The 25,011-nt window shown below is 35.1% G+C and carries 26 protein-coding genes; 21 read left to right on the top strand and 5 right to left on the bottom strand.

The window, feature by feature from the left end:
• Positions 1–33 precede the first annotated feature (33 nt).
• Genes ACMAYS_RS06410 through ACMAYS_RS06385 form a run of 6 tightly spaced genes read left to right on the top strand, consistent with a single transcriptional unit; the run spans position 34 to position 6,230 of the window.
• Positions 34–1,455: a hypothetical protein gene (locus tag ACMAYS_RS06410; protein WP_412462956.1), complete on the top strand. Its 1,422-nt coding sequence runs from the start codon at positions 34–36 to the stop codon at positions 1,453–1,455.
• A gap of 11 nt (positions 1,456–1,466) precedes the next feature.
• Positions 1,467–2,009 carry a hypothetical protein gene (locus ACMAYS_RS06405; protein WP_412462955.1) on the top strand — a complete coding sequence of 181 codons (543 nt, stop codon included), beginning with the start codon at positions 1,467–1,469 and terminating at the stop codon, positions 2,007–2,009.
• Complete coding sequence (locus tag ACMAYS_RS06400; RefSeq protein WP_412462954.1) at positions 1,996–2,889, top strand: hypothetical protein; 894 nt, start codon at positions 1,996–1,998, stop codon at positions 2,887–2,889. Before ACMAYS_RS06405 ends, ACMAYS_RS06400 begins: the two co-directional genes overlap by 14 nt.
• On the top strand, positions 2,879–3,499 hold the full coding sequence (locus ACMAYS_RS06395; protein ID WP_412462953.1) for a hypothetical protein: 621 nt from the start codon (positions 2,879–2,881) through the stop codon (positions 3,497–3,499). The genes ACMAYS_RS06400 and ACMAYS_RS06395 overlap by 11 nt, the downstream gene beginning before the upstream one ends.
• Before the next feature lie 11 nt (positions 3,500–3,510).
• Positions 3,511–4,107 (top strand): tetratricopeptide repeat protein, encoded by a 597-nt coding sequence (locus ACMAYS_RS06390; RefSeq protein WP_103216352.1) that lies wholly within the window; start codon positions 3,511–3,513, stop codon positions 4,105–4,107.
• Positions 4,107–6,230, top strand: a complete 2,124-nt coding sequence (locus tag ACMAYS_RS06385; RefSeq protein WP_392990906.1) for a hypothetical protein — start codon at positions 4,107–4,109, stop codon at positions 6,228–6,230. The genes ACMAYS_RS06390 and ACMAYS_RS06385 overlap by 1 nt, the downstream gene beginning before the upstream one ends.
• A gap of 33 nt (positions 6,231–6,263) precedes the next feature.
• On the opposite strand, the gene ACMAYS_RS06380 is transcribed toward ACMAYS_RS06385, so the two are convergent.
• Positions 6,264–7,406, bottom strand: coding sequence for an acyl-CoA dehydrogenase family protein (locus ACMAYS_RS06380; protein ID WP_103216354.1), 1,143 nt, complete (start codon positions 7,404–7,406; stop codon positions 6,264–6,266).
• Positions 7,407–7,587: 181 nt separating this feature from the next.
• On the opposite strand from ACMAYS_RS06380, the gene ACMAYS_RS06375 reads away from it, so the two are divergent.
• Both ACMAYS_RS06375 and ACMAYS_RS06370 read left to right on the top strand, forming a co-directional pair.
• Entirely contained in the window at positions 7,588–9,315 is a 1,728-nt protein-coding gene (locus tag ACMAYS_RS06375; RefSeq protein ID WP_103216355.1) for a hypothetical protein, read from the top strand.
• Positions 9,316–9,317: 2 nt separating this feature from the next.
• Positions 9,318–9,695, top strand: a complete 378-nt coding sequence (locus ACMAYS_RS06370) for a hypothetical protein (RefSeq protein ID WP_412462952.1) — start codon at positions 9,318–9,320, stop codon at positions 9,693–9,695.
• Here ACMAYS_RS06370 and ACMAYS_RS06365 read toward each other — a convergent pair.
• Both ACMAYS_RS06365 and ACMAYS_RS06360 read right to left on the bottom strand, forming a co-directional pair.
• Positions 9,685–10,515: an endonuclease/exonuclease/phosphatase family protein gene (locus ACMAYS_RS06365; RefSeq protein ID WP_412462951.1), complete on the bottom strand. Its 831-nt coding sequence runs from the start codon at positions 10,513–10,515 to the stop codon at positions 9,685–9,687. The genes ACMAYS_RS06370 and ACMAYS_RS06365 overlap by 11 nt on opposite strands.
• Positions 10,516–10,630: 115 nt before the next feature.
• A complete protein-coding gene (locus ACMAYS_RS06360; RefSeq protein WP_412462950.1) occupies positions 10,631–11,467 on the bottom strand; it encodes an endonuclease/exonuclease/phosphatase family protein in 837 nt (278 codons plus the stop codon).
• Between the two features lie 150 nt (positions 11,468–11,617).
• On the opposite strand from ACMAYS_RS06360, the gene rlmN reads away from it, so the two are divergent.
• On the top strand, positions 11,618–12,682 hold the full coding sequence (gene rlmN, locus ACMAYS_RS06355) for a 23S rRNA (adenine(2503)-C(2))-methyltransferase RlmN (protein ID WP_103216359.1): 1,065 nt from the start codon (positions 11,618–11,620) through the stop codon (positions 12,680–12,682).
• Between the two features lie 2 nt (positions 12,683–12,684).
• On the opposite strand, the gene ACMAYS_RS06350 is transcribed toward rlmN, so the two are convergent.
• Positions 12,685–12,954, bottom strand: coding sequence for a hypothetical protein (locus tag ACMAYS_RS06350; RefSeq protein ID WP_146037736.1), 270 nt, complete (start codon positions 12,952–12,954; stop codon positions 12,685–12,687).
• A 158-nt stretch (positions 12,955–13,112) separates the two neighbouring features.
• Here ACMAYS_RS06350 and sppA point away from each other — a divergent pair, with 158 nt between their 5' ends.
• The 12 genes from sppA (at position 13,113) to ACMAYS_RS06290 (ending at position 24,083) form a co-directional block, all read left to right on the top strand.
• Entirely contained in the window at positions 13,113–14,060 is a 948-nt protein-coding gene (gene sppA / locus ACMAYS_RS06345) for a signal peptide peptidase SppA (RefSeq protein WP_392990913.1), read from the top strand.
• Positions 14,061–14,070: 10 nt separating this feature from the next.
• The gene (locus tag ACMAYS_RS06340) at positions 14,071–15,300 is read left to right on the top strand and encodes a hypothetical protein (protein WP_103216362.1); all 1,230 of its coding nucleotides are present in this window, start codon (positions 14,071–14,073) and stop codon (positions 15,298–15,300) included.
• The gene (locus ACMAYS_RS06335) at positions 15,300–15,689 is read left to right on the top strand and encodes an SH3 domain-containing protein (RefSeq protein WP_103216363.1); all 390 of its coding nucleotides are present in this window, start codon (positions 15,300–15,302) and stop codon (positions 15,687–15,689) included. Before ACMAYS_RS06340 ends, ACMAYS_RS06335 begins: the two co-directional genes overlap by 1 nt.
• Positions 15,689–16,543, top strand: coding sequence for a hypothetical protein (locus tag ACMAYS_RS06330; RefSeq protein ID WP_392990915.1), 855 nt, complete (start codon positions 15,689–15,691; stop codon positions 16,541–16,543). The genes ACMAYS_RS06335 and ACMAYS_RS06330 overlap by 1 nt, the downstream gene beginning before the upstream one ends.
• Position 16,544: 1 nt before the next feature.
• Positions 16,545–17,345, top strand: a complete 801-nt coding sequence (locus ACMAYS_RS06325) for a hypothetical protein (protein WP_103216365.1) — start codon at positions 16,545–16,547, stop codon at positions 17,343–17,345.
• Positions 17,345–18,043, top strand: coding sequence for a MotA/TolQ/ExbB proton channel family protein (locus ACMAYS_RS06320; protein ID WP_158246752.1), 699 nt, complete (start codon positions 17,345–17,347; stop codon positions 18,041–18,043). Before ACMAYS_RS06325 ends, ACMAYS_RS06320 begins: the two co-directional genes overlap by 1 nt.
• A gap of 14 nt (positions 18,044–18,057) precedes the next feature.
• Positions 18,058–18,474 carry a biopolymer transporter ExbD gene (locus tag ACMAYS_RS06315; RefSeq protein ID WP_392990917.1) on the top strand — a complete coding sequence of 139 codons (417 nt, stop codon included), beginning with the start codon at positions 18,058–18,060 and terminating at the stop codon, positions 18,472–18,474.
• Between the two features lie 133 nt (positions 18,475–18,607).
• Entirely contained in the window at positions 18,608–19,252 is a 645-nt protein-coding gene (locus tag ACMAYS_RS06310; RefSeq protein ID WP_412462949.1) for a TonB family protein, read from the top strand.
• Between the two features lie 8 nt (positions 19,253–19,260).
• Entirely contained in the window at positions 19,261–20,583 is a 1,323-nt protein-coding gene (locus ACMAYS_RS06305; RefSeq protein ID WP_392990921.1) for a TolB family protein, read from the top strand.
• A 130-nt stretch (positions 20,584–20,713) separates the two neighbouring features.
• On the top strand, positions 20,714–22,261 hold the full coding sequence (locus tag ACMAYS_RS06300; protein WP_103216370.1) for a sigma-54-dependent Fis family transcriptional regulator: 1,548 nt from the start codon (positions 20,714–20,716) through the stop codon (positions 22,259–22,261).
• Between the two features lie 78 nt (positions 22,262–22,339).
• Positions 22,340–22,513 (top strand): hypothetical protein, encoded by a 174-nt coding sequence (locus ACMAYS_RS06295; RefSeq protein WP_158246753.1) that lies wholly within the window; start codon positions 22,340–22,342, stop codon positions 22,511–22,513.
• Positions 22,514–22,652: 139 nt separating this feature from the next.
• Entirely contained in the window at positions 22,653–24,083 is a 1,431-nt protein-coding gene (locus ACMAYS_RS06290) for an HD domain-containing protein (protein WP_103216371.1), read from the top strand.
• Here the strand turns inward: ACMAYS_RS06290 and ACMAYS_RS06285 are convergent.
• Complete coding sequence (locus ACMAYS_RS06285; RefSeq protein ID WP_103216372.1) at positions 24,061–24,885, bottom strand: hypothetical protein; 825 nt, start codon at positions 24,883–24,885, stop codon at positions 24,061–24,063. The two genes, ACMAYS_RS06290 and ACMAYS_RS06285, sit on opposite strands and share 23 nt — an antisense overlap.
• Between the last annotated feature and the right edge of the window lie 126 nt (positions 24,886–25,011).

Below are 25,011 nucleotides of genomic sequence, written 5' to 3'. Positions count from 1 at the left end.
ATTGATATTTTATTAATTTAGAATATATAGGTGATGAACTCGTTTTACATTTATATTCTAACATTTCTCTTATCATCTCTTTCATTCGCAACGGATGGAAACGCTGTAACAGCCGATGTTAAGGCAGCTTCAGTGACGACTGTTCAAGATGAAGAGATTACTCCTTACATGATGATTCGAGTTGTTCAGGCAAAGGGAATAGAAAGGCAAGACCTTTCACTTATTCGTAAGTCAGCAATGGAAATCGTTCTAGGAACATCTTCATTTGAAATTTTAATGGGGGATAGTGCTGAGGCCATCTATCAAAATACATTCTCTCTAGATATTTCAACGAAAAGAGAACGTGAAAACTCTTATGTTTTAAATTTTAAAATTCAAGATATCCAAAATGGAAAGATTGTTACAGAAGTTTCAAAGAATAACGTTCCAAGAAAGAGATTTCACTTAGAAGTAAGAAAACTATTGTATGAACTATTCTACGGAGATGGGTCTTCAAGCTTACGTCCTTCAAAAGAAACTCCAGAGAAGAAGAAAATAAAGAAGAAATTAAATTCTGATATAGTTTCTGCAATTAACTCACAAAGAAATTCACAAGTTGTAAATGCTAATGCCGTTAGTATTTTTTCAGTTGAAGAGTCTGCAGCTGTTGAAGAAATTATTGTTGGTGCCGATGTAAAGAAGCTAAAAAACAAAAAATTAGAGAAAAAGAAAAAGAAAAAAGAAGATAAGGTTAAAATTAGTGAGTTTAAATCACCAGATCTAGACTTAAGAATGAATGTAAAACCAGAAAAAGTAGAACCTTCTACTCTTACTCTTGTACCAGATAGCTTTTATGCGATTGGATATCTTAAAGAGACAACTTTAGCATCTAACACTCTAAGTACAAATGAAACAGTAGATACAAGAACAAATCTTACGAGTATTAATTTAACATATCTAAGTAATTACAAAGTAGAAGAGTGGCAAGAATACTTTTCTATTGGTGGTGCTTTTTCAAATATTCTTAGTGAAAATCCTTATGGGATATCTCCTCGTATGTCTGTTTTTGGAGCATATAACAAACTTCTTATAGGAGATTCTTTCTTTGCTTCAGTTGATGCTGAATATGAGCGTATTAGTTTTGCCAATATTAAAGATAGAGGGGCCGGGGTTTCTGGTTTTGCCAATAATGTCTTTTGGTTTGGATTTGGATTTAAGTACATTAGCGAGCATTTCGCCAAAAAAACTGTTATCGAAGGTTTTTATAAAAAGGCATTAATTGGATCCTCTGATTTAAGTACAAATGGAGACTCTGCACCACTTGATGGTGATAAATATGTTCTCGATTTTTCAGTTAATTTATATAAGAAATTTGGTCTTGGTGGGTATGTTGAAATTGTAAATCTTGCATCTGCAGCATCATCGGCATTCGATACATCTCATCAAATATTTGGCGTAAGGCTAGTTTATAATTAGGAATAATGATTATGGATTTTAAGGAAAAAATTGAAAGCCTATTCTCTAATGCATCTCCAGAAGTGAGACCAACGCATGAGGAAACACTAATTTATTTTGGTGATAACCAAAGGCAACAAGTTAAAGATTTTTCAATTTTTAGTAAGTCGTTTAGAGATCAATGTGTAAAGGCTCTTAAGATTAAAAATGTGGAAGTTAAAATTCTACAAAATAGTTTAGAGAAAGAACTGATTAATGCTTATCTCGTTCAAAAGTTACTAATCGAAGAAATGAAGCTACTAAAGAGAGTTATTGGTGATATTGGAGCCGTAAAGCTTTACGTAACGCCAAGTTTTATGACTATACAACTTTGTAATATTGGTAATGTTCGTACTACTGTGGCGAATATGCAAAGGGATATCTTTGGCCGTCGTGGATTCTCTAATCTAGTTGCAATTAGACTTACACGAAGTGGGAAGAAAACTAATCTAGTTTTAAAAGTAAAATATAAGAATATTGATGAAAAAGATTTTCTACAGTTTAGAAATCGCGAGGTAATGAATGAAGTTCTTTGATGTGGCAGATAATACAAATCATAAGGTTGATTTAGAAAAAACAGCTAAGAAGACTAAGGTTTTTAAAAATCTTCCAGGTATTGCTTTAGTAGTTATTGATGAAAATGACCAAGTTATCAAAGTGAATTCTGAATTTAGAAAGATGTTTAATAACGTTAATCTAAAAGGTGGGAATTGGGACGATTTCTTCAAAAAAACTTTTCGCAAAGAGAAGGGATTAGCAGATACAAGTAATCTTTTTAAGAACTGTAATGATATTTTAAATGACTATATCATCCATACTTCAATGGATCAGTCGACTGGTTATCGTTATGGTTGGATCTATAAGATTCCTGTTGATGTAATGAATAAGATCTCACTTAAAAGAACAGCTCTAATGGAGTCAAAGAAGCTTGATGCTTATAATTTCATTGAAGATGAAGTTTTTGGAAAAAGATTAAACTGGATTAACAATAATCTAACACTAAATGATTTTCAATATGCGGATGATTGTCTTCTATATGCAAATACAAATGAAGCAAAAATGCTTTTAAAAGATTTTGTTGAGCTACTTTATGGGGTGCTTAATCTAAAAACTGAAGATACAAAATGTTCGGTTGAGTTTAGTCGTGGGAAGAATGGACTTCAGTTAACTGGTGTTTTTACAAATTTCAATTTCTCAGACGGTGACTTTCAAGCAAATGTAAGTTGGCATGGTCGAAAGATGAGATTAAACGATATTTGCAAGGTGATGGAATCTCGTCTTCCTGATCTTTATACATCAATTTATGTGAAAAACTTTAGAGCTGATCATCAATCAAAACTCAAAATCACATTAAATGTAAACGATATCGATGGTGTTCGATGGCATGTTTCAAAAGGAACAGTGAGTGACATTTAAGAAACTATTGATACTTACTCTCTTGAGTACAAGTATCTTTGCAAATGAAAAGTTCTTTAATTCTGCAAGTATATCACTGGGAATGATGAACTATTCGGTAACACCAAATGAGAGTACTTTACAGAATACTGACGGTAGTTCAACTGGTGGGGAAAATGCAGATGCTGCTGCAGCTGCTGTTTCTGCAATTTCTATTCAAGTGAATTGGGAATTTAAGTCAGAATTAAAAAAGAGTTACTACATTAGTGGAGTTCTTCCAATGATGTCGGCGGAAGGAACAGGTGTTTACTCAACGACGATTGGAATGAACTGGTACTTTGGTGATATTGGAACTAAGTACACTTATACAAGTAATGGACAGAATCTAACGATTACACCGACTAGTAAGTACTATTGGGGTGCTTTTGTTGGTCCTGGTTATGTTATTTACAATACCGAATCTGCTAAATACTCAGATATTTTCTTTGATTTGGGAGTTAACCTTGGTGGCGGATGGCGCTGGGGGAAGAATAGAACAATTAAAGCTGAAGCGGCAGTTAGTCGTGCAACTGGAATTAAAACAACTGGAATTAAAATGGGGGTATTTGTAGGTATTAGCCAATATCTATAAATAATTTTTTAATGAAGTACTTATTATTACTACTACTATCTACATCTGTATTTGCTGCTAAGTTTAATGTTAAGTCTGATCCTAGTGATTGTGATGTCTATGTTATTGATAAAAATGGAAAAAGAGTTTCTCTTGGGAAAACTCCTTATGAAACTGATGTCGAAACAATGCAAACCAATTATGGAGCAAATGGTCCAGTACAAATTGAAGTATTCAAGCCAGGCTTCGAGCCTTACAGTTTGTCAGTTCCAATGCTTGCGAAATCAGATATTGATATTAGTGCTAATTTAAAAGTTGAAAAAGATATCGAACTAGCACAAGACTTCGATTTCCTAGTAGGTGATTTATTTGACGTACTAAGACTTATGAGAGGTAAGAACTTCGACCTAGCTTTTGCAAAATTAGAAAAGCTAGAAGCAAAATTTCCTCATTTTTCAATTATTCACGAAATGAAGGGCTCTATTTCTTATATGAAGAAAGACTTTAAAAACTCTCTTGCTTTTTATCGTAAAGCATTTGGGATTAATCCAAAGAATAGAGAAGCCTATAAAATGAAGATTTACTTAGAAAAGAAATTTAATGTTTCTAAGAATGAAGGAGGTAAATAATGAAGAAGTTAGCTTTTATCTCATTACTATTACTTTCTTCTGCAGCAATTTCAAATCCGAAGATGAATGTTTTACCAAGTCTTGAGTGGCAAAAGAATGAACTAGAAATGAAGGTTCACGATAAGTTACAAAGAGGTACCGGAGTTATTCTGGGCCATGAACATTTTTTCGTTGATGTAGAAATTGTAACGAATACACCTGAAACTCCAAATTTTAGTATTCCACTCAATCCCGCTCCTCAAGGAAGCAATGGTGGAGTAAACGGGAAAGATGGAAATACTCTTGATATGTCTGATGATGCTGAAATGGCAAAGTCTGATGAAGAGAAGAAAACAAAATCTGATGCTGAAATCAAGTTTACAAATGATGTTCCTGAAACAGACTACGGAGAGAGTATTGTATTTTCTCGCCTTGGTATGGAGGCACCTCTTATTGATGATTTCAACGATTTCTCTCCTTCAGGAAAAATCCTTCTAACGATGGGGGATAGCTCTAAAGATAAAATGAATCAAATGAAAGAAGATTTCTCTAAAGAGAAAGAGAAACTTGTTGAGCAAATTAAAAAGCTAAAAGACGCTACTAAGGCAAAGCCTAGTATGATCGAACAGATGTGGAAGTATAATACTTCAATAGATATTTTTAAAAATATCTCTGAAATTAATATTTCAGTACGTCTTCCAAATGATATTGCTAAGGACGAAAGAGTTAGAATTGAGGGTCTTATCAAGTCTATTAAACTTGGTGTGAATGATATTACTCCTAACTTTAAATTTTCTTACACTATTAATGTTCCTCAAAAAGAAGATGTCATTTCAAAAGGTGACTTCTTAAAAGCATTAAGTAGTGTTTCAAATATCATTGCAATCGTCCTTGGTGTGTTACTTATTGGATTTGTTGGTAACCGTCTAATTTCAAGATTCTTTGAATTAAATAGTGCTTCACAAGCTGGTGGTAATTTTACTATGCAAAGTGACAAGTCTGAATCTGATGATGAGTCAGGTGCGGGCGAGATGATCTCTGCCGGTGGTGGTAGTGGAGATGGCCTTGCAGGTGTTCACTCTCTTAATGGTATCGAGAGATTTAAAGTTTTTGCTAATAATACACCACAAGAAGCTATCCTTCTTGTGAAAAAATGGATAGCTCAAGATTCTAAAAGTGGACATGCTGCTCTTAGAGCACTTGTACAACAAATTGATAATAGTGCACTAGCAGATGTTTTCAAGATGTTAAGTGAGCCAGAAAAAGCAACGTGGAGAGACTTACTAAATAAGCCTCTTACTGCAAATGAGCTTTCTATTGCAAATGACTTTATTAGTAACCAAATCGTACAAAGTGTAATCCTACCTTCAGTTATTGAAGATCCTAACACTTACGATTTATTACTAAAGCTTAATGCTGATATGATCAATCAGATCTATGAAAAAGATCCATATATTGTTTCACTTGTACTTAATGCTTTAAGTGAGAGTTTTATCGCTGAAGTTCTTTCTAGTTGTGAACCAGAAACTGTTGATCAGATTTTAATGTCTTCAGTAATTATTCAAGAGAGTGAGGTTAGGGATAACCAGGCTCGTATTAAAGAAGTTCTTTCACAGTATGTTGAATCGAAGTCAAAGCTACCATTTGTTGAGAAGCTTTATGATATTCTTCCAAATGTTTCTTCTGCTGTTGAAAGAAGTATTTTCAATACACTTAAGCAGAATATTAATGTTGAAGAGTTCACTCAACTTAGCCAGAAGAACTTTCCTTCCGAGCTAGTACGAGAGTTACCGACAAAGTTCTTAAAAGAGTCTCTAGCTACTTATGATCTAGGGAAGAAGGTTTCACTTCTTTTTGCAATGGATGAGAATGAGAGAATGTATTATCTTGATCTTTTTGCTCCTGATGGAACGAAGGCCCGTGATCTAATGCAGATTGAATTTGAATCTGTTGAACGCGATGAGATGAGAAAGAGTAAAATCCTTGCTGGTAGAGATGATAGCTGGCGTGATTTTGTTAAGTTTGTTCGTACACGTATTACTAAAGAGAAAGATGAAAAGACAGAGATTGAAAATCTCGTCCATACTTGGGCCCTTGATTTATATGGTTCAGGTGAAACACAAACTGAATTAAAAGTAGCATAAAAAAAGCAGCTCTTAGAGCTGCTTTTTTATTATTTACATTCTTGCTTGTGCTAGAAGATTTTTGGCAATAATCATAATCATTACCTCATTTGTTCCCGCTCCGATTTCGTTAAGCTTATTATCTCTCATCATACGCTCTACCGGGAACTCTCTTGAATAACCATATCCACCGTGAAGTTGGATCGCATCAAGTGCAATTTTAGTTGCCATCTTAGGAATAGCTAATTTTACTTGTGCAGCAACTACTGGACCTTTTTCTCCTTGATCGTAACGGTAAGCTACGTTGTATAGGAAGTTTCTCATCATCTCGGTTTCAGTTGCCATTTCCGCAATCATTTTTTGGATCATTTGGTACTCACCAATAGTTTTTCCAAATTGTGATCTTTCGTTTGCATATTTAATACACTGATCAACACAAGCTTGTGCGATACCAAGTGAGATACCTGCAATAGTGATTCTTTCAATCTCAAGGTTTTTCATCATGTGGTAAATTGAATCACCTTCGTTGCCAACAAGTTGCTCTAGACCAACTTTAGCGTTGTCAAAGATTAGCTCACCTGTAGGCGATGCACGCATACCCATCTTGTGAATTGGGCTTCCAAAGTCAAAGTGACCTTTGTCTTTTTCAAGAATGAATGTTGAAAGATTTTTTCTCTCTTTACCTGTTCTTGTGTATACGTAAGCAATATCTGCATATTGTGCATTTGTGATCCACATCTTCGTTCCATTTAGAAGGTAGTGGTCATCTTTTTTCTCAGCTTTTGTTTGAATACCAACAGCATCTGATCCATATTCTGGTTCAGACATACCCATACAACCGATGTGCTCACCAGTGATTAGTTTTGGAAGGTATTTTTCTTTTTGTTCTTTAGACGCGTTATTTTCAATATTATTAACACAAAGGATAGAGTGGGCAAGGTAAGAAAGAGTTGAAGAAGCACATGCTTTTCCAAATTCTTCCATAACGATAGTTGCGGCAAGTGCACCCATTCCAGCACCACCATATTCAGGATCAGCAGTTATTCCAAGAACTCCGATTTCACCCATTTTTTTGAAAGCATCCATATTGAAACTTTCTTCAGTATCATGCTTTTCTGCAACAGGAGCTAGTTCTTGTCTTGCAAAGTCACGACACATTTTTTGGATTTGTTTTTCTTCCTCTGTGAAATACCACATATATATGATCCCCTCTGTCTATTTTAATCAAAATAACTTACCGTGTCTTACATCCTATGGCAATAATCCCAAAGATGTTTTTAGACAATATCCAATATTTAGGCTTAAGATAAAAATTGTAAGTCCTTGAAATTGTCAAAGTGTTTTACATGACCTACAATTTTTTTTAAGGAGTCGATTGATGCTTACAACACCTGTAGTCAAGGATGAGGACACGGTATTTCCAGGAGAGAATTGGTTTTTCTACTGGAAAACTTCAGCTTCTCTTTGGAAATCTAAAATTGAACAAACGTCTTTAACGGACAAGATTATCGTACCGATTAATTGGAGCTTCCATACTGATACGGGGGATAAGATTGATTTTGCAAAGCAAAAGCCCGAGACGGACTTCAAGCGCCTTTATGATATTTGCAAAGAGCTAGATAAGGAAATTATCTTTCTTTTACCTGTTTCGCCAGTACCTTATTTACCAAATGGTGGAATTCCATATCTTTTAGCAAGAACAGCTAGCTGTGATCAATATGGCCTTAATCGCGCAAGTGCTGATAGTGACGGAACAATTCATAACTTTTATAGCTTCTATGATCCACGTGTTTATAAGGGATTTACTCGCTTTTGTTCTGAGCTAAACTCATATTTTCAAGAAAGTGGAATTAATGCTCCTTTATGGGGTGCTAATTGTGGTCATTATTCTCATGGACACTTTCATTCTTATATTTTTGATCGCTCAATCGCATTCCAAAGTGGATTTAGTCGTTTTGTGGAAATGAAGAAGGCGGAACTTAAGCTTGAGAAAATAACTGCTGAACAAGAGCATGAGTTTATTATTGAATATAATGAAACAATCTCTCATATCTATATTGATATCGTTAAGCATTCTTTAGACAAGAACTGGCAAGGTGTTAAGAACTTTTCCTTCTTAGAAGGATCGATGAATTCAATTGAAAACCGAATGCTTGATCAAGTAAGTGATACGAAGATTATTGATGATGCCCTTAAGAGTTTGGATAATGGAATTCTTCCTTCATCAATTCTTCTTCCAAATCGAAATAAGAATGGGATCTATTCTGATTTAAAGAAACAAGTCATTAATTCTTCTCGTTTGGACGAATTCTATAACGATAAGACGATACTTTCAGATAATGAATTTATTTTTAAAACTTCAAATGCGGTTAATATCTTTCATAATGTGAAAGACTTTAAGAGCAAAGAGATCATTGCATTTTCTGGCTTTATTGATTTTTGTAAAAGTCAATTTAGTTGGAATTATAGCTATAGCGATATAAATGAGTTCCACTGGGAAGATTTTGTTGAAAGCCCATTTCAATTTTTCTACTTCAATGGAAAAGAAATCAACGCTGAACTTTTAGGTAAAGTGTTGAAACTCTTCATGAGCGGTGGAAAAGTACTTATTGATATCGCATACCTTGAAAAGAATTTAAGAAGAAGACTGGAGTCATTCTACTTAGAAAATGAATTAAGTGTTGAAAAGATTCGCTTTCTAACTGAGATCAATACTGTCACAATGGGTGAGGGAAGACTTCTTATTTTTAATTCAAATGACTTTCAAGAATGTAGTGATGATGAGTTAAATACATTTTGGTCAAAAGTTACAAAGAGCATAGGTTATGTTGGATGTGATATTTCTCAAAGTGGTGAAGTTAGATACAAGTGGCAGGAGAGGGCGGTTGCGTCTTCAGACCTTAAGTATGATAAGGTAAAGCGCATCAGCTTTTTTAATCCTTCAAGTTATAAACAGAAACTTAATATTAAATATCCATCGGAATACGTTTTCCAAAAAATGATCGATCAAAATCATGTTGAGATTAATAATACTCCACATGAGATCGAGCTAAGCTTTATGCCTAAGGGAAGTATTTCATTAGATTTTGGGATAATTTCGGAGTAGAGATGGGTGGAAGTGATAAAGTTTTATATGTAAGTTATGTCTATAGTGAAGAGCACAGTCTTTTCTTTATCCGATCAATATTTACTGCAAAGTCATCAATTGATTTTAATGAAGTTGAGCTTGGTCCCCGTATGGAAATTACTTCTGATGGCTACTTAAGTGGTTTCTTCGATGAAGAGGAGCTTACGAAATTTGCTTATGATTTAAGTGATCGAATAAAGCAAGACAAGGTTTGTCTTATTTCCCCAGAGTGTTTCAACAAAGTATTAGAAGTTACTAAGAAAATAGGTGGGCTATTAGAAGCATTCATTGAACATGGCAATGTCTTAGAAAATCCAGAAAGAACAAAGAAAGGATTCCTATCGAGTTTTATTCGATAGGAATTCTGAAACTTGCTTGTAAAGGCTTATGATCTGAGCCTTCTACATCTCCGCGAACCTTAGCGCTAATTAGCTCAAGGTCGCGATACCATATATAATCAAGTTTATTACCAAGCCATTTCATACGATCATCTTCACCAGTATATTTAACTTCCTGAAAGCCTTCACTGCTTAGAATATTTCTCATCATTTTTATTTTAGATTTAGAGTTGGTATTGAAGTCACCGGCAAAGACGACTGGACCGTTTGTTGTTCTAATGTAATTAACGACTTGATTGATTTGTTTTTTTAAAGACTTCTTTTTTACAAAATTAATAGCGTGAATATTGATAAAAGTAATACTCCTACCGTCTTCAAGTTTATACTGACTCGCAAGAGATAGTTTTGGTGTGCGAATAAATGGTTCTCTCACTTTACTTCGTAGAGGAGTTATCTGAATCGTTGGATATTTAGAAATATTAGTTACACCAGTATTGTGCTTACCCCAACTAATAAATGAAGTTGCAAGAATAATCTCTTCATCTTCCGGATTAAAGAGACGCTCTTTCATTTTTCCTTTAAAGCTAAATTCTTGTCCTAGAAGAATATCACTTTCATTCATTAATTCTTCAAAGTCTATTTGCCAACTATCTTTCTTGCCTTTATACATATTCCAAACCGTCAGTTTGAATTCATTAGGAAATGGGCAATCATGACAAGAAAGTCCTTGTTTAACTTGAATGATTTTATCTTCGCTTGGTATTTTGTGTACGAGCTTTTCTTGGGCAAATGATGGAGTTGCAAATAAAGCAACGGCTAAGCTTATCATAAGCTTTTTCATAACAAATCCTTTTGTTTGAATATACTTAATCTTAATTATCTATAAGTGAGCACAAATGTGCAAAGAAATGCAGCTGAATTTTTCTTTTTATCAGCTAAACTGTCAAAGCTAATACTTAATCAATTAGCTCGAACTCTGCCTGCATAGGTTTGTGATCGGAGCCTTCGATTTCACCAAGAACTCTTGCTTCAATAAGATTTAGCCCTCGATACCAAATATGATCAAGAGGTTGTCCTAGAAAAGTCATGCGATCATCTCTGCCAGTATATCGGGCCTGTTTGAAGCCTTCTTTCTTAAATAACATATTCATTATGAGAGTTTTTGTCGGAGCATTTGTGTTGAAATCTCCTGCAAATATAACTGGTCCTGCATTATCTTTAATTGCACTAAGAAGTGTTGCAATTTGAATTGTGAAAGGTTGGATTCCCACAAAGTTAAGAGCATGGATATTTATAAATGTAATGATTTGTCCATTATCAGCAGGGTATTTTGAAATTAGCGCTAGTTTTGGTGTATTAACTATAGGCTCACGGTCGCTACTTTGAAAGGCTTGTTTACTTACGGCCTTTACTGTTGAGCTTGTAAAAACTCCAGTTGCTTGTCCATTCGTATCATAAAATGAAGTTGCCAAAATATTTTCGCGATTAGCATTAGATAAGACGTCCTTCATTTCACCTTGAAGTAAGAACTCCTGCCCAAGGATGATTTCACTCTCACTAGCTAATTTTAAATAATCTGCTGACCAAGAATCTTCTTTACCTTTATACATATTCCAAATGGTGACTGTAAATTTAGAGGGCATTTTACAATCGAAACAGTTAAGAGAGCCTTTTGTTGAAAGTATTTTATTTTTTGCCGGAACTTTATAAACCAGGTTGGCCATATTATTTCCGGCCAGAGCATGGCCTTGAAGTAAAAGTAGGGAAGTTATTAATAGGCTAATTTTTTTCATCTCAGTTCCTATCTGTCCTGATGTCATCAGATTTTGTTGTATTTCAACCTTAATAGACCAAAGAATAGGCTAAATAGCAAAAATTCTACAGAGGAGCTTGTAATATTTAGTCCCTGACCATATAAATGTCACCTAATATTGGAGAATCATATGCAAAAGCAGCTTTTTTACTCGCTTTCACCTAAGTCTTTGAAATCATTCCTCGTTGAGAATGGTCAGAAGGCTTTTGTAGCAAATCAAATTCTTCAATGGGTCTATGAAAAACACGAATATAATCCTGAGGGATGGTCAAATATTTCTAAGAATCTTAAAGAGCTCTTAGAGGAAAACTTTGATTTCACACTTCCTAAAATTGTTTGGAATGGACTATCTAAAGATGGAACGAGAAAGTTTCTTGTGGCCATGAGAGATGGGAAAACTGTTGAAACAGTTATGATCCCAGCTCGCTCAAATCGCAAGACACTTTGTGTATCATCACAAGTTGGTTGTGCTATTGGTTGTACATTTTGTCATACTGGTACAATGGGACTTATGCGCCACCTTGAAGCAGGGGAGATCATTGGACAATTCCTTGCCGTAACTAAGTTCCTAAGAGAAAACGTTGGACCTGAAGAAAGACTTTCAAATGTTGTATTCATGGGTCAAGGAGAGCCTCTTCATAACTTTGAACAAGTAAAGGCCGCAACAGAGCTTATGGTTGATGAAAAGGCATTAGGTCTTTCTCAAAGACGAGTGACGATCTCAACATCTGGACTAGTACCGGCTATCAAGAAATTAGAAGAGTTTCCACCTGTTAATATCGCAATCTCACTTCATGCAGCTCACAATGAAATTCGTACAGAACTTATGCCAATCAATAAGGCGTATGATCTCGATAGACTTCTAACGGCCATTAAAGAGATTCCTCTTAAGGCCCATCGTTATATTACATATGAGTATCTTTTAATCGATCAATATAATGATCGTGCCGAAGATGTCGATGCACTTTTAAAGCTACTTCCTAAGAAAGTATCAAAAGTGAATTTGATTCCTTTTAATGAGTATCCCGAGTCTAACTTTAAACGCCCGAGTGTAAGTCGTATCAATTGGTTTAAAAATCAACTCGATAATGGTGGAATCACGACGACAATTCGTACGACAAAGGGGAGTGATATCTTAGCTGCCTGCGGCCAGCTTAAGAGTGAGCTTGAAAAAGATCTAAATCTTTGGAAGTAAGATTACTTCTTATTCTCGTAATCCCAATACTTAACTTTTGTATTCTTTGAAGATGGAAGACGCTTTGACTTCTCTGATTTAGAGTCATCTTCCACTTGATAAGAGTCTTCCCAAGATTCTTGACTCTTATGGTGAACTACTTTCTTTTTGAATGAAATTGGCTTTTGCGCTTCTTGATAAAATGCGGGTGTTTCATACTTCTCAGCAAATACAATGCTAGACTGAATTACTAGAGTAATTATGGCAATTGTCTTAATGCTGAAACCTTTCATATATCCCTCACTTCGCATTTGCGGTTTGATTCCTATACCTTTTCGGATAGGGACAAATTTACTTTAATCGGCAAGTTTGTAACTTGTTAAAAAGTTTACGAAATCCAATATTTTTGGGAAGATAGAGGGGTAGGATTTATAAGCTCAGGGAGGATGCTTTGTCGAAATCAAAATCAAAAGATCGTGCGGTCATAGGCCTTATGGCAATGGTTGCAGTTTTCTTTGTCGTATTAATTTTATTTTCCGCTTATACGGTAACAATTTTCAAAGGAAATAATGATCTTGCTTCGTCGAGTAAGAAGTCTAAGGATAAGATTGCTCTGATTGAGGTAGAAGGTGTCATCATGGACGCGAAGAAGACTATTCAACTTCTTCATCGTGCAGAAGCTGATGAATCGGTAAAGGGAATTATCCTAAGAGTTAACTCACCAGGTGGAGCTGTTGCACCTACTCAAGAAATCTATCAAGAAATTTTAAGAATTAGAGGAGCGGGAAGTTACGCTGAAGTAACAAAGAATCCAAAGCCAATCTATGCTTCTTTCTCTTCGATTGCTGCAAGTGGTGGTTACTATATTGGTGCGGCAACAGAGAAGATTTGTTCATCACCAGGAACTCTTACTGGTTCAATTGGTGTGATCATGCAATTTGTTGACCTTTCTGAATTATATAAATTCGCCATGGTTAACCCACAAACAATTAAGGCCGGACGCTACAAAGATATTGGTCAACCAAATCGCTCAATGACAAAGGAAGAAAGAGCTCTTATGACTGAGATGACTCTTGATGTTCATAAGCAATTTAAAGACGATGTAGCAGCACAGCGTAGTGAAAGAATCACAGTAGAAATAGATGAGGTTGCTCAAGGTCAAGTTTTCTCAGGTGCACAAGCTAAGAAGCTTGGACTTGTTGATGATCTTGTTGGACTTTGGCCATGTGCTCGCCAACTTCATGCAAAACTTGAACTAGAAGGGGACTTAAACCTTTCAGAAATGAAGATTAAAAAGAAAGCTAATTTCTTTTCAATTATAGAAGATTTAGAAGATGTTAAAGGGGCCGTTAAAAACTTTGTTAAGGCTAACAGCTCGACAACATTAATGTACAAATAATAGAGGCATAATGCATATATACTTAAATTGGCTACAAGATCATATCCTAGCAGTTGTAGCATTCGTATTTACACTTATTCTGATCTATCACTATTTTAGTGAGAAGGACACAGGTGTAAAACTATCGAAAAGATATCGTAACTCGATTTTTGAAGCCCAATCAAAAGTATTCCTAAATGCAACTCAGTACTTAATTTCTGGAAATCGCGACCTTGCGATTAAAGAGTTTCTAAGTGCAGTCGATATTAATAGAGAAACAATAGATACTTATTTTGCACTTGGTGGTCTATTTAGAAGTAATGGTGAAATTGAAAAAGCAATCAGTATTCACCGCTCCCTTATTGCCAGAGATAATATTTCCGAATCTCATCGTATTCGTGCCCTAAAGGAATTAGCAATTGATTTTGATAAGGGTGGATTTGTTGATAAGGCCATCGAAACTTATAAAGATGTCTTAAAAATTAACCGCGATGAATATGATGTAATCCAATCTCTTTGCCGTATCTATGAAGATATTGGGGACTGGGATCAAGCTTATAATTACCGCATAATGCTTTCAAAAGTAGGGCATGAGAATCAATCAGAAACGATTTCACATATTCTAGTTCAAAAGGCCAAGAAGTTCTTTGAAAATGGGCAACTATCAAAAGCTATTGAGGATTTAGAAGATGGTTTTCGTTTTGCTCCTTCTGTTTCAGCAAAGATTTTAAAACTTAGAATTCTTCTTCATGAAGGAAATATAGATGAGGCGAAGTTTTATCTTGTTGAGCTATTAAAAGAGCAACCAATGTATGCTTCATTTGCATTTGAATCACTTGAAGAAGGTTTTAAGGGAAGTGAAGAGGAAAAAGAGAAATACTTTAAAAGATTGAATTTACTGATTGAATACTTTTTAGAAATGAATGATGAAGAATTACTTTCTAATGAATCTATCATTCTTACTAAAATCAGACTTTATAAACAACAAAGTAAACTACATAAAGCATACGAGTTGCTAAGTGAGTGGGATAAGAAATCAAATGCAACTTCACAAGCTTTAAAATCAGAATATATTAAAATTTTAATTGAGCTTGGGAAGAAGGAAGAGGCTGTAACTCAGACAAAGGATCTTCTGGAAAATATGCACCAAACTCTTACGAAGCACTACTGTCGTGAATGTGGATACAACTCAGATGAAATTTTCTGGCGTTGTCCTCAATGTCACGAATGGGAAACAATTCAATTTAGATGGAAAGTTTAATGAGAATATTTGTAGTATTTTTTCTTCTTCTACCGGCCTTTGCTCAAACTAAGGCTCAGTCTACTAGTGAGCAGAAGAAGACGATTTACTACGTGCAGTCAGTTTATTCTCAACTGCATCAAAACCCTTCAAAGTTCTCACGAGTTCTTTCTACATTTGAGTGTGGACAACCTTTTTACGTATTAAGTTCACCAATCTCAGAGTTCTATCAAGTAGAGTATTCGAATTATAAAGGCTTTATGAGTACTAATGTTTTGGCGCAGACAAAACCAAGTAGCTGCTGGCAAGATATGTATCGACGTTTCTTTGATCAAATTGATATCGGTGTTACTGAAATACATTACTGGGGAAGGCTTCAAGACCTTCTTATTAAAGGGGAGAGTAAGTAATGAAATACTTCTTATCATTTCTCCTTTTATTTAACGTAAATGCACAAGATAACCTTCCTGTTGAAAATGAATTTGTGAATTTTAATAAAATTCAAAAAGTTCTAAAAAAAGACGGGCTTGAAAAAGCTGCAAAAGAGAAGGCCAAGCAAGCAAAGAAAAAGCAAGTTGATGTCGATGCTCAAAAGAAGGCCTTTTATAATACACCTGCTGGAAAAGATTTTTGGCATATCATGACACAATATTGGTTAGTAAAAAATGTTGGTGTTCTTAAATGGGATTTCCATAAGCCGGATTTTGGTGTTCGTGAATATTATGCAAAGTTTCTCAAGGAAGTAGGCTATTTTGGTATTAAGTTTGATATTTTATATTTAAACTCACCTAATGTGACACACTTTGGTTTTCCTCTATCAACTAATCACTATTTATTTGTTATTAGTGTCCCATTTATTAGGGCAATGGATTTATCGAAACTACAAATATCTCTATTACTATTTGAGGATTTACTTAGATTAGAGGATCAACAATTTATTAAAAAATTTGATGATGAAACACTATTGAAATTAATGAATAATAATTTTTATAAGAAGCAATTTCCAAAAGAAGAATTTCATAAGGTATTGGCTCGATTCAGTGATATTGTTTTTAACACTGGTTTTACTTTCAAAGATCAGTTCAAGACAACTAAGAAAATGGATATTATTTTAAAAAATAATCCAAAGTATTGGAAAAACTATTATCACTTATTAGAGAAAATCGATTCTTTAACAAAAGGGAATTTACTTTATAAGAATTATTCAAAGATTTATCCAGCGCCTGAGCTGCAATTGAATTGGATAAACCCAACGACGAATTAGTATGAAGTTATTCGCCAAAGAAAAATCTATTTATCTGGCAAAGTACGCCACATCGACAATAATATACTGGATTATTTACTTTATTCTTGTCTCAATTATTACGTTCTTCCACTTTAGGCTTGGGCATAAGCTTATAATTGTAGAGAATTGGCTTTATGATTTTTCATGGCAAGTTTTAGTAACGGCCAGAGTTCTTGGATATCTCGTTTCAATCTATTTTTTCTCAGATATGAAATTTAAAGATATCAAGAGTCAGCTATCTTTCGATTGGTACAATAGTGTAAATGTTCCAACTTATTTAATTTCGATCGCAACTTTGATTGTCTTTGTATTTTTTAGTCGACCTTCGCATATGGAGAATGTTCAATTTAGTTTTTGGCAATTAGTTGTTCATAATATCTTAATCTTCGTATTTTTCTTCTTTGAGTTCTTAAATTCAAAAATCTTTTTAAAGTCTAGAAGAGTAGGTAAGGGATTTCATATTCTAACTGAGGGATCTTTCTTATATCTATCTCTTTTTGTTTTATTCCCAAGAAATACAAGTCTCGAAATTGGGCATATGTTCTTATTTTTCTTAGCTTATGCTCATCTTTATTTATTTAATTATTCAGTTCTTAAGGGAATGATATTTATATCAATTGTCTTTGTACCTCTTTTTGCCTTCTTGGGTCATGACCCATTATGGGGTACATATTATTCGATATTCTTTTCAAAACTAAGCAACCTAATAGTACCAGCTATTAGTTTATTAATTGTTACATCCGCATATTCATATATTTTAAAAAAGCAAGGAGAAGTATAGTGGAAGGTCATAATTTAGATATTTTCCAAATCCTTTTAGATTCAAGCATTGTTGTTAAGTTAGACTTACTTCTTTTAATCGCGGCATCTGTGCTTTCTTGGACTATTATTTTTCAAAAGAGATCACTCTTTAATAAAACAGAAAAGGCCAATCGTGAGTTCAAAACATTCTTTAGTGGTGTTAACTCGTTAGAGGAGGCTTATCATGATGCTCAAACAATTGAAGATAGTCCTTTAAGGAGACTATTTCTTTCAGGTTATAGAGAACTTAAAAAAACAGAAATTGCTTTAGGTGAAAACTATGGACTTATTAAAGAACATTATTCGTCTATTGCGAACCAATCAATGGAGCGTGCTCTATCAAACGAGGCAGTTGAAGTTGATCAGCAAATGAGCAATGGGCTAACAACTCTTGCTTCAATTGGCTCGATTACACCATTTGTTGGGTTATTTGGAACAGTTTGGGGGATCATTGATTCATTCTCTGGACTTGCAAGCGGTGGTGCAACTCTTGAAACAGTTGCTCCAGGTATTGCAGAAGCACTTGTTGCAACTGCAGTTGGTCTCGTTGCTGCAATTCCTGCAACTTGGTATTTTAATAAATTTGGACAAAGAAGAAATAAGTTAAAAGAACAACTTCATATTTTTGGTAATCAATTTATCAACGAAGTTGAAAGATATATTTCTTCAAAATCATAATTTAGGGGTAAGCAATGGGTATGAATTCTGGTGGTAATGGAGATGGACCGGTATCAGAGATCAACGTAACGCCACTTGTTGATGTTATGTTAGTTCTACTTGTTATCTTCATGATTACAGCGCCCTTGATGTTAAATGGGATTGAACTTACTTTACCAAAAACGAAAGAAGTAAATGTCATGAGCTTAAACTCTTCTCAGGTTGTTTTAAGTTTTACAAATTCAGAAGAGTATTATGTTGGAAAGGATAAAATCCTATTAAGTGAGCTAATTGCAGTACTTTCAAATAAGTTAAAGGAGACTAAATCACAGACTCTTTTTCTCAGAGCTGACTATCAGCTTGAATACGGTAAGGTAGCAAAGCTTATGTCTTATTTAAAATCAAATAATATAAATGATATTGCTCTGGTAACAGAGTTAGAGGATAAGTAGTATCGAAAAGAGTTTTAATAAATACATTTCTATCTCATTAGGGGCCCATGCAATCCTAATACTAGGACTGTATCTTCTATCGATCTTCAAATTAGGAACACCTTTTGATCCAAAGAGGGCCAACCTAGATAAGGTGCGTGTAATTGGAAAGGCCATTAAGGTTGATGTTGTGGCCATGCCAAAAATGACTTATCAAGAGCTAAAAAAAATGGTTCCTCCGCCTCAAGAAAAAGTTGAAGTGATTAAGGAAAAGGCAAAGGAGACAGGTGGAAGCGATAAGGCCGTTCTTGAAAAAGCGGCAAAGCAGAAGTCTTTAAAAGATATGCTGTCAAAATTTGCGAATCGTAACGTAAAAACAGATACGAAAGCGAAATCAAAAGTAAAGCCTAAGCAAAAGGTCGTTGAAGATACAACTGACTATAGCAACATTATTGCAGCTGGAAATAAGTTAAGTGAGGGGTCCTCTTATACAGGAACTGGTAGCGCCCAGGCACAAGGTGACTTTGACAATTATGTTATCTCTGTAATGGAAGCCGTTAGAAAGCACTGGAGACTTCCAGCGTATCTAGCGAATCTTGAATTATCTTGTCACGTTCAGGTTTTCATCAATTCACAGGGTAAATTATTAGAATATAAAATTATAAAATCGAGTGGGAATGCGGAATATGATAGCAAGGCCGTGGGATCAGTACGCGCGGTAGGCTCATTTCCTCGTCCGAAGAAAGAAATTACTAATAGGCTAGTGGCAGGTGAACTCGTTCTTGCCTTTCCTATATAGGAGTTTTTATGAAGTATTTAGTTTTTTTACTTATATGTTTTAACGTTATTGCTGATGGTGGACTGACTGTCGTCTCTGTAGGAGATGCTGAAGTTGTTAAAGAAAGCTTATTAGTTGAAAAAATATTCTCTGAAGGAGTTTTTACACCTAATGAAGTCGAGCAGTCAGAGAATTACATCAATATAGTAAGAAATGACTTTAAGTTTTATCAGAATTATTTCAACGTTCTGCCACGTCGTATCTCTCAGACATCTTTTGATAATGTACGATTTACAAATTATAAAACGAAAGAAACGAACTTCTTAGTTCGATTTAAGATTATTAGAAGTGCAACGCAAACGACATTATCGTATAAGCTTTGGAATATCGCTGCGGAACAAGAGCTTATATCAAAGTCGATTCCTTATGATGCCAATGATCGAGCTGCCATTCACGCTGTTTCAGATGAGATTTATCGTGCAATAGTAGGCAAGCCTTCTATCTTCAAAGATAAGATTGTTTTCGTTTCTGATTATAAAATGCCAGATGGTAAGAAAGAACTATTCATGATGGATTTTGATGGTGCCAATCCAAAGAGATTAACATGGCACAATGGTGTTGTACTTTCTCCTGCGGTTTCACACGATGGATCTAAAATCGTTTACAGTTTGATTGATGAGTCAGTTAAAGGAGCAAAGAAGAACGTCAACCTAATGCTCTATGATGTAGCAACTAAGAAAACTAGTATTCTATCAAAGAGGCAGGGGATTAACTCTGGTGCAATCTTTACGAATAATGGTGATGAAATTATTCTTACGCTATCACATCAAGGTAATGCTGAGCTTTACCGTATGAACTTAAATACTCGTGCGATCACACGCCTAACGAAAAGCTATGCTCCTGACGTTGATCCATCACTAAGTGCGGATGGTTCAATCCTAACGTTCTTATCGGGAAGACCTGGGAAGCCAATGATCTATACAATGGATCCAGGTGGACTAGAGAAGAATGTGAAGCGTATTAGTTATGTCGGTAAATACAATGCAACTCCACGTTTTCACCCAAGTGCTTCAGAAATTGTTTTCTCAAGCTGGTTAGATAATCGTTTTGACCTCTTTAAGGTTGGTTCTGATGGCCAAAATCTCGTTAGATTAACAAAAGATTTCGGTTCAAATGAGGATCCAGAGTATTCAAAAGATGGACAGTTCATTATTTTTACAAGTTTGAGGGTTCTTTCACAGTCTAAGGCCACTCAAAGTGTCTATATTATGGACACTTGGGGTAAAATCCTAGGGCCACTGACCTCAAATTTCGGAAAGTGTACAAGTGGTAGATGGCTTAAGTCATTATAATCACAGTATATCTATATTTTTTTTGAACAACCGAGTATTTTAGTCTTGTAAAAAATTCAGACGCGCTGTATCATGAATTTAGATTAACGCTTCGCAAAACACACACTAAAAATTACACGGGAGTTTATACATGACAATCGAAATGAAAAAAGAATCAACAAAAATTGAAAATCTACTGTCTACACTTCTTACAACTTTAGATGAGCAGGTTTTCTTTTCTGAACTATCAAAATTCTTTAAATCAGAAATCGTTTGTGATGAAATCATCGTAAACCTTGCACACGAAGACGGAAGCTGTCGCATGGTTGCTAAAGATGCTCGCGCTGTAAAGAACGCACAAAGAATTTCAAAAGGTCTTGGTGCAGTAGGACACGTAATCAAAACTAAGCGTGCTTACTTCTCAAACAACGTACAAAGAGATCCTCTATTTGCTTCGACAAAAACAGAAGTATCTCACTCTGAACTGTGTGTTCCAATGATCATCGATGGTGTAATCATCGGTACTATTTCTTTCAAAGGAAATAGCGAAGAAGTTAACTTTAAGAAAGAAGACATTAACATGGTTATCGATAGCCTAAACTCTATCCAAAAGCCACTTAAGAATATGAAAATGTATCTATCTGCTAAGTTCCTTAACGAATCACTAAAGCAGAAGATCGAAGAAAAAGAAATTGAACTAAAGAACTCTGTACCAGGTGTTACTCTATCTCGCTCAACAACTCAGGAGAAAGAGATCATCGGTAAGTCTGAAATTATGCAAGAGCTTCTAGTTGCAGTTGATCGTGTAGCTGCATCAGATGTTAACTCTTACATGGCAGGTGAGACTGGTGTTGGTAAAGAGATGATCGCTAGAAGAATTCACTGTCGTTCAGAGAGAAAGAATCACGCTTTCATCGTAGTTGACTGTTCAATGGGTAACGATGAGTACCTAGAATCAGAAATCTTCGGAAAAGAAGAAGTTGATGCTGTAAGAGGTTTCAGAATTAAAAAAGGTGCTCTAGAAGCAGCGAATGGTGGAACAATCTTCATTAACAATATTGATAAAATGCCAGTTAAAGTACAGGCAAGACTAATGAGCTTTATCAACGACCTTGCTTACTCAAGAGTTGGAACTCATGAAAAACTAAGATCAAACGTAAGAATTATTGCAGCTTCTTCTCTAAACATGAAAGAAAGTGTTGCACTAGGAACTTTTAGAGAAGACCTATTCTACAACCTATCAACAATTGGTTTAAGAATTCCTTCACTAAGAGAGAGAAAGTCAGATATTGAAATTCTAGCTAACCACTTCCTAAACCTAGGAAAGTTACCAGAAGCTCAAAAGTCTATGTCTCCAGGTGTTGTTAAGCTTCTTGAAGACTACAACTGGCCAGGAAACGTAAGAGAACTTCACTCAATCATGGAAAGAGCATATGTTCTATCTCCGGGAATGATTGTTGAAAGAGATCACCTTGCAGATAGCATTAAAGTTGAGCAAGCTGAAATTAATGAAGAAAAAGAAGAAATTAGAATTTTTAGAGAAATGACGCTAGGAGAAATTGAGAGAGAACATATCTGTCAAACTCTAGATCACCTAGGTGGTAACAAGACTAAAACAGCTAAGGTTCTTGGAATTACAGTTAAGACTCTTTATAACAAGCTGCACAGCTACGGTATGATTGAAGCAAAAGAAGCTTAATCAAGCTTTAAAGAAGCTTAAAGAGAATTGATAAAGCGTACTTTTGAAGTTAATATGTCAGTCTAATAAGGAGAGCCCATGTCAACAGAAGACAATAGACTACCAAAGAACTTCAGAAATTCACCAGATTTAGAGAATTTCTACCGCTTTATCTATGAAAATAACTTAAGAAGTGAAGCGAAGAAAATTTTTGAAGCGTTAAAAGTCGCTACAACTCCTGTAAAGAAAAGAGGAAGAAAGAAAAAGTCTTAATCCTTGTATCTATCAACAAATTCATTATAAAATATAAGATGCCCGTTAATTAACGGGCTTTTTATGTACAGGATGTACGGTATGTCCACGGAGGCAGGAGCCGAGAGTGAACCAAGTACATTTATATTAAAGGATCAACATGGAAGTTGTCTCAAACGCTAAATTAGGTCTAAAAGTTTATGATCCATTATATGGATTCATCGACTTAACTCCACTTGAGATGGAGATTATCCACAGCCCATTTTTTCAAAGGCTGCGTTGGATTAAACAATTAGGATTTTCATTCTACGTTTTTCACGGTGCCGAGCATTCTCGCTATGGACATTGTATTGGCGTACTTAATAATGCTCATCTTATTCTAAGGTCAGTAGGCCGTGGTGTTGAAGATAATGAACTCTTTGTAAAAGAGCAGAAATCAAAAGAGGCCAAGTATCATCAGGCCATTCGAGTCTCAGCTCTTCTTCACGATATTGGAACATTTTGTTTTTCTCATACAACTGAGATGGCCTATATCAAGATAGGGGAGACAACAAATAAGAAAGGTGGAAAGGGATTACAAGACGATCACGAAAACCTAGGCTCATTCATTATCAAGAATACTGACTATGAAGGTGGCCTAACACGAATTCTAAAAGATCATGGAATTGATCCACAAGAAGTTTCAGATCTTGTTAAAGGAACACACTCGTCAATCCTTGCTAATCAAATTCTTCACTCTGAAATTGATTGTGACCGCATGGATTATCTTTTAAGAGATGCTCACTACACAGGTCTTAAGTATGGAACTTATGATAGGGAATATCTACTTCATCACTTCACAACAGAGAAGGTAGCAGGTCACGATATTCTTGCAATTAAAGAAAATGCACTTCACTGTGTGGAAGACTTTTTAAGTGCACGCTTTGCTTGGTACTCGCAAGTTATTCGCTCTCCACGTGGATCAAAGTATGATGCAATTGCAGATGCCCTTTGCTATCACATGCTAGAAAAAGGTCATATTTATCGCTACAGTGATCTTCTCGATATTATCAGTAACGATCCTATGCGTTTTTACGGATTCAATGATTCATACTTTATGAATACAATTCATAAGCTTCTTGTAGATGGACAATTTGATAAGTATGCAGATATTAAAGATATGGCACGTATCCTTCTTCTAAGACATGGCGCTAAGAATATCGATACAAGTGACTTTTCACAAAGCTTGCTTGAACAAGATAATATTGGATTCAATGATAAGCTCTTTAAGAAGACTGGTAATAAGGCCACTGATATCGTTAACTTCGTAAAAGAAAATGGAAGTGATGCTGATTGGGTTATTCCAGATATTCCTAAAAAGAAGATTATCTTTGTTAAGAGTCCAAGAGAGCTCGCAAAGAAGACAACATTAACAAACTTATTACTAGAGCGTGATCCAGTAAAAATAAGATTGGATGATGGCCAGGTTAAGCTACTTGCTGATGTTGAAAACTCAATAATCTCAAAGCTTTCAAATACTATGAGCTATACACCGAATTGCTTCTGCTCAGACGGTGCGTATAAATTACTTAAAGAACAAGGTGTGATTTAAGTTTTTTTGCCCTTTCGATTAGGGGTAAGTAGATACCTTCAAGACTTGCCCCATCGTATTCGATTTTTGATAGCTTCCCAGTTAGTAGCTCAAGATTCGAGTTCACAAAAAGTACTTCAGTATACCCTTCAAAAGTTGGGTAATCCCTTACAAAGGCTTTTTCTTCAATAGAATTCTCTAAATTTAAAAGTAAGCAAATGATATTAGCACTTCCTTTTCTTTGTGGAATACGAGGAATGATAAAACTTAAATTCTCAATGAGATTATTTAGATATTCTTCTCTCTGTTCTTGCCCAAAAGTGACCATCGTCTTATTTGTGATTGAAAAGAAAGTTGCCTCAACACCCATAAAGCGATGAGATTCATTATCAATTGATAACAGAGAAATTGTTTCATCACGAGGCGAGAGAATGTATTGGCAAGTTAGCTTGTCGTAAGGTGGAACAAAGATAAACTCTTCGAATCGGCCAGATGAATTTGGGTTAAGAGCGATGACCTCAATAAAATTAGATTCAACTTCTGCACATAACATTCCAACAGTGATTGCACGTATTCGACTGTTTTGATCAAGATATTCATTGCAAAGTGTTTTATCTGTAAAGGCCAGGGTCACATTAATCCCGACCTCATCAATTCGCTTCGTTCTAAATCGCGGGCCAATATCAACAGCTGTGTCGATAACATAGATGATGTCATAAAATGAAAGATTTCGAATTTCATAATCTCCATCAACACTACTGTCTTGTAAGAGGGAAGACAGTAGATGGGCATCGACTTGCTTTCCATTAATTTTTTCAAGCACTTTGACCTCGCTTTAACTGATTTGCACCTGATTCTACGTATAAAATTTGTTTCCTTCAACAGGTGAAAGATAAAGATTTACTTATTTGACGCGCATGGTCGGTCTTTTTATCTACCTTTGCTTAAA

This window comes from Halobacteriovorax sp. RT-2-6 (assembly GCF_047085025.1).
Classification (GTDB): Bacteria; Bdellovibrionota; Bacteriovoracia; order Bacteriovoracales; family Bacteriovoracaceae; genus Halobacteriovorax_A.
This window is presented reverse-complemented; position numbering and strand designations above follow the sequence as displayed.

What these genes read in the sequence shown, in the direction of transcription:
- ACMAYS_RS06330 (WP_392990915.1), top strand. Translation starts at nt 15,689, where the DNA reads ATGAAATACTTCTTATCATTTCTCCTTTTATTTAACGTAAATGCACAA.
- ACMAYS_RS06365 (WP_412462951.1), bottom strand. Translation starts at nt 10,515, where the DNA reads ATGAAAAAGCTTATGATAAGCTTAGCCGTTGCTTTATTTGCAACTCCA.
- ACMAYS_RS06360 (WP_412462950.1), bottom strand. Translation starts at nt 11,467, where the DNA reads ATGAAAAAAATTAGCCTATTAATAACTTCCCTACTTTTACTTCAAGGC.
- ACMAYS_RS06325 (WP_103216365.1), top strand. Translation starts at nt 16,545, where the DNA reads ATGAAGTTATTCGCCAAAGAAAAATCTATTTATCTGGCAAAGTACGCC.
- ACMAYS_RS06335 (WP_103216363.1), top strand. Translation starts at nt 15,300, where the DNA reads ATGAGAATATTTGTAGTATTTTTTCTTCTTCTACCGGCCTTTGCTCAA.
- ACMAYS_RS06295 (WP_158246753.1), top strand. Translation starts at nt 22,340, where the DNA reads ATGTCAACAGAAGACAATAGACTACCAAAGAACTTCAGAAATTCACCA.
- ACMAYS_RS06370 (WP_412462952.1), top strand. Translation starts at nt 9,318, where the DNA reads ATGGGTGGAAGTGATAAAGTTTTATATGTAAGTTATGTCTATAGTGAA.
- ACMAYS_RS06410 (WP_412462956.1), top strand. Translation starts at nt 34, where the DNA reads ATGAACTCGTTTTACATTTATATTCTAACATTTCTCTTATCATCTCTT.
- ACMAYS_RS06315 (WP_392990917.1), top strand. Translation starts at nt 18,058, where the DNA reads ATGGGTATGAATTCTGGTGGTAATGGAGATGGACCGGTATCAGAGATC.
- ACMAYS_RS06400 (WP_412462954.1), top strand. Translation starts at nt 1,996, where the DNA reads ATGAAGTTCTTTGATGTGGCAGATAATACAAATCATAAGGTTGATTTA.
- ACMAYS_RS06380 (WP_103216354.1), bottom strand. Translation starts at nt 7,406, where the DNA reads ATGTGGTATTTCACAGAGGAAGAAAAACAAATCCAAAAAATGTGTCGT.
- ACMAYS_RS06290 (WP_103216371.1), top strand. Translation starts at nt 22,653, where the DNA reads ATGGAAGTTGTCTCAAACGCTAAATTAGGTCTAAAAGTTTATGATCCA.
- ACMAYS_RS06385 (WP_392990906.1), top strand. Translation starts at nt 4,107, where the DNA reads ATGAAGAAGTTAGCTTTTATCTCATTACTATTACTTTCTTCTGCAGCA.
- ACMAYS_RS06300 (WP_103216370.1), top strand. Translation starts at nt 20,714, where the DNA reads ATGACAATCGAAATGAAAAAAGAATCAACAAAAATTGAAAATCTACTG.
- ACMAYS_RS06350 (WP_146037736.1), bottom strand. Translation starts at nt 12,954, where the DNA reads ATGAAAGGTTTCAGCATTAAGACAATTGCCATAATTACTCTAGTAATT.
- rlmN (WP_103216359.1), top strand. Translation starts at nt 11,618, where the DNA reads ATGCAAAAGCAGCTTTTTTACTCGCTTTCACCTAAGTCTTTGAAATCA.
- ACMAYS_RS06305 (WP_392990921.1), top strand. Translation starts at nt 19,261, where the DNA reads ATGAAGTATTTAGTTTTTTTACTTATATGTTTTAACGTTATTGCTGAT.
- ACMAYS_RS06340 (WP_103216362.1), top strand. Translation starts at nt 14,071, where the DNA reads ATGCATATATACTTAAATTGGCTACAAGATCATATCCTAGCAGTTGTA.
- ACMAYS_RS06375 (WP_103216355.1), top strand. Translation starts at nt 7,588, where the DNA reads ATGCTTACAACACCTGTAGTCAAGGATGAGGACACGGTATTTCCAGGA.
- ACMAYS_RS06405 (WP_412462955.1), top strand. Translation starts at nt 1,467, where the DNA reads ATGGATTTTAAGGAAAAAATTGAAAGCCTATTCTCTAATGCATCTCCA.
- ACMAYS_RS06390 (WP_103216352.1), top strand. Translation starts at nt 3,511, where the DNA reads ATGAAGTACTTATTATTACTACTACTATCTACATCTGTATTTGCTGCT.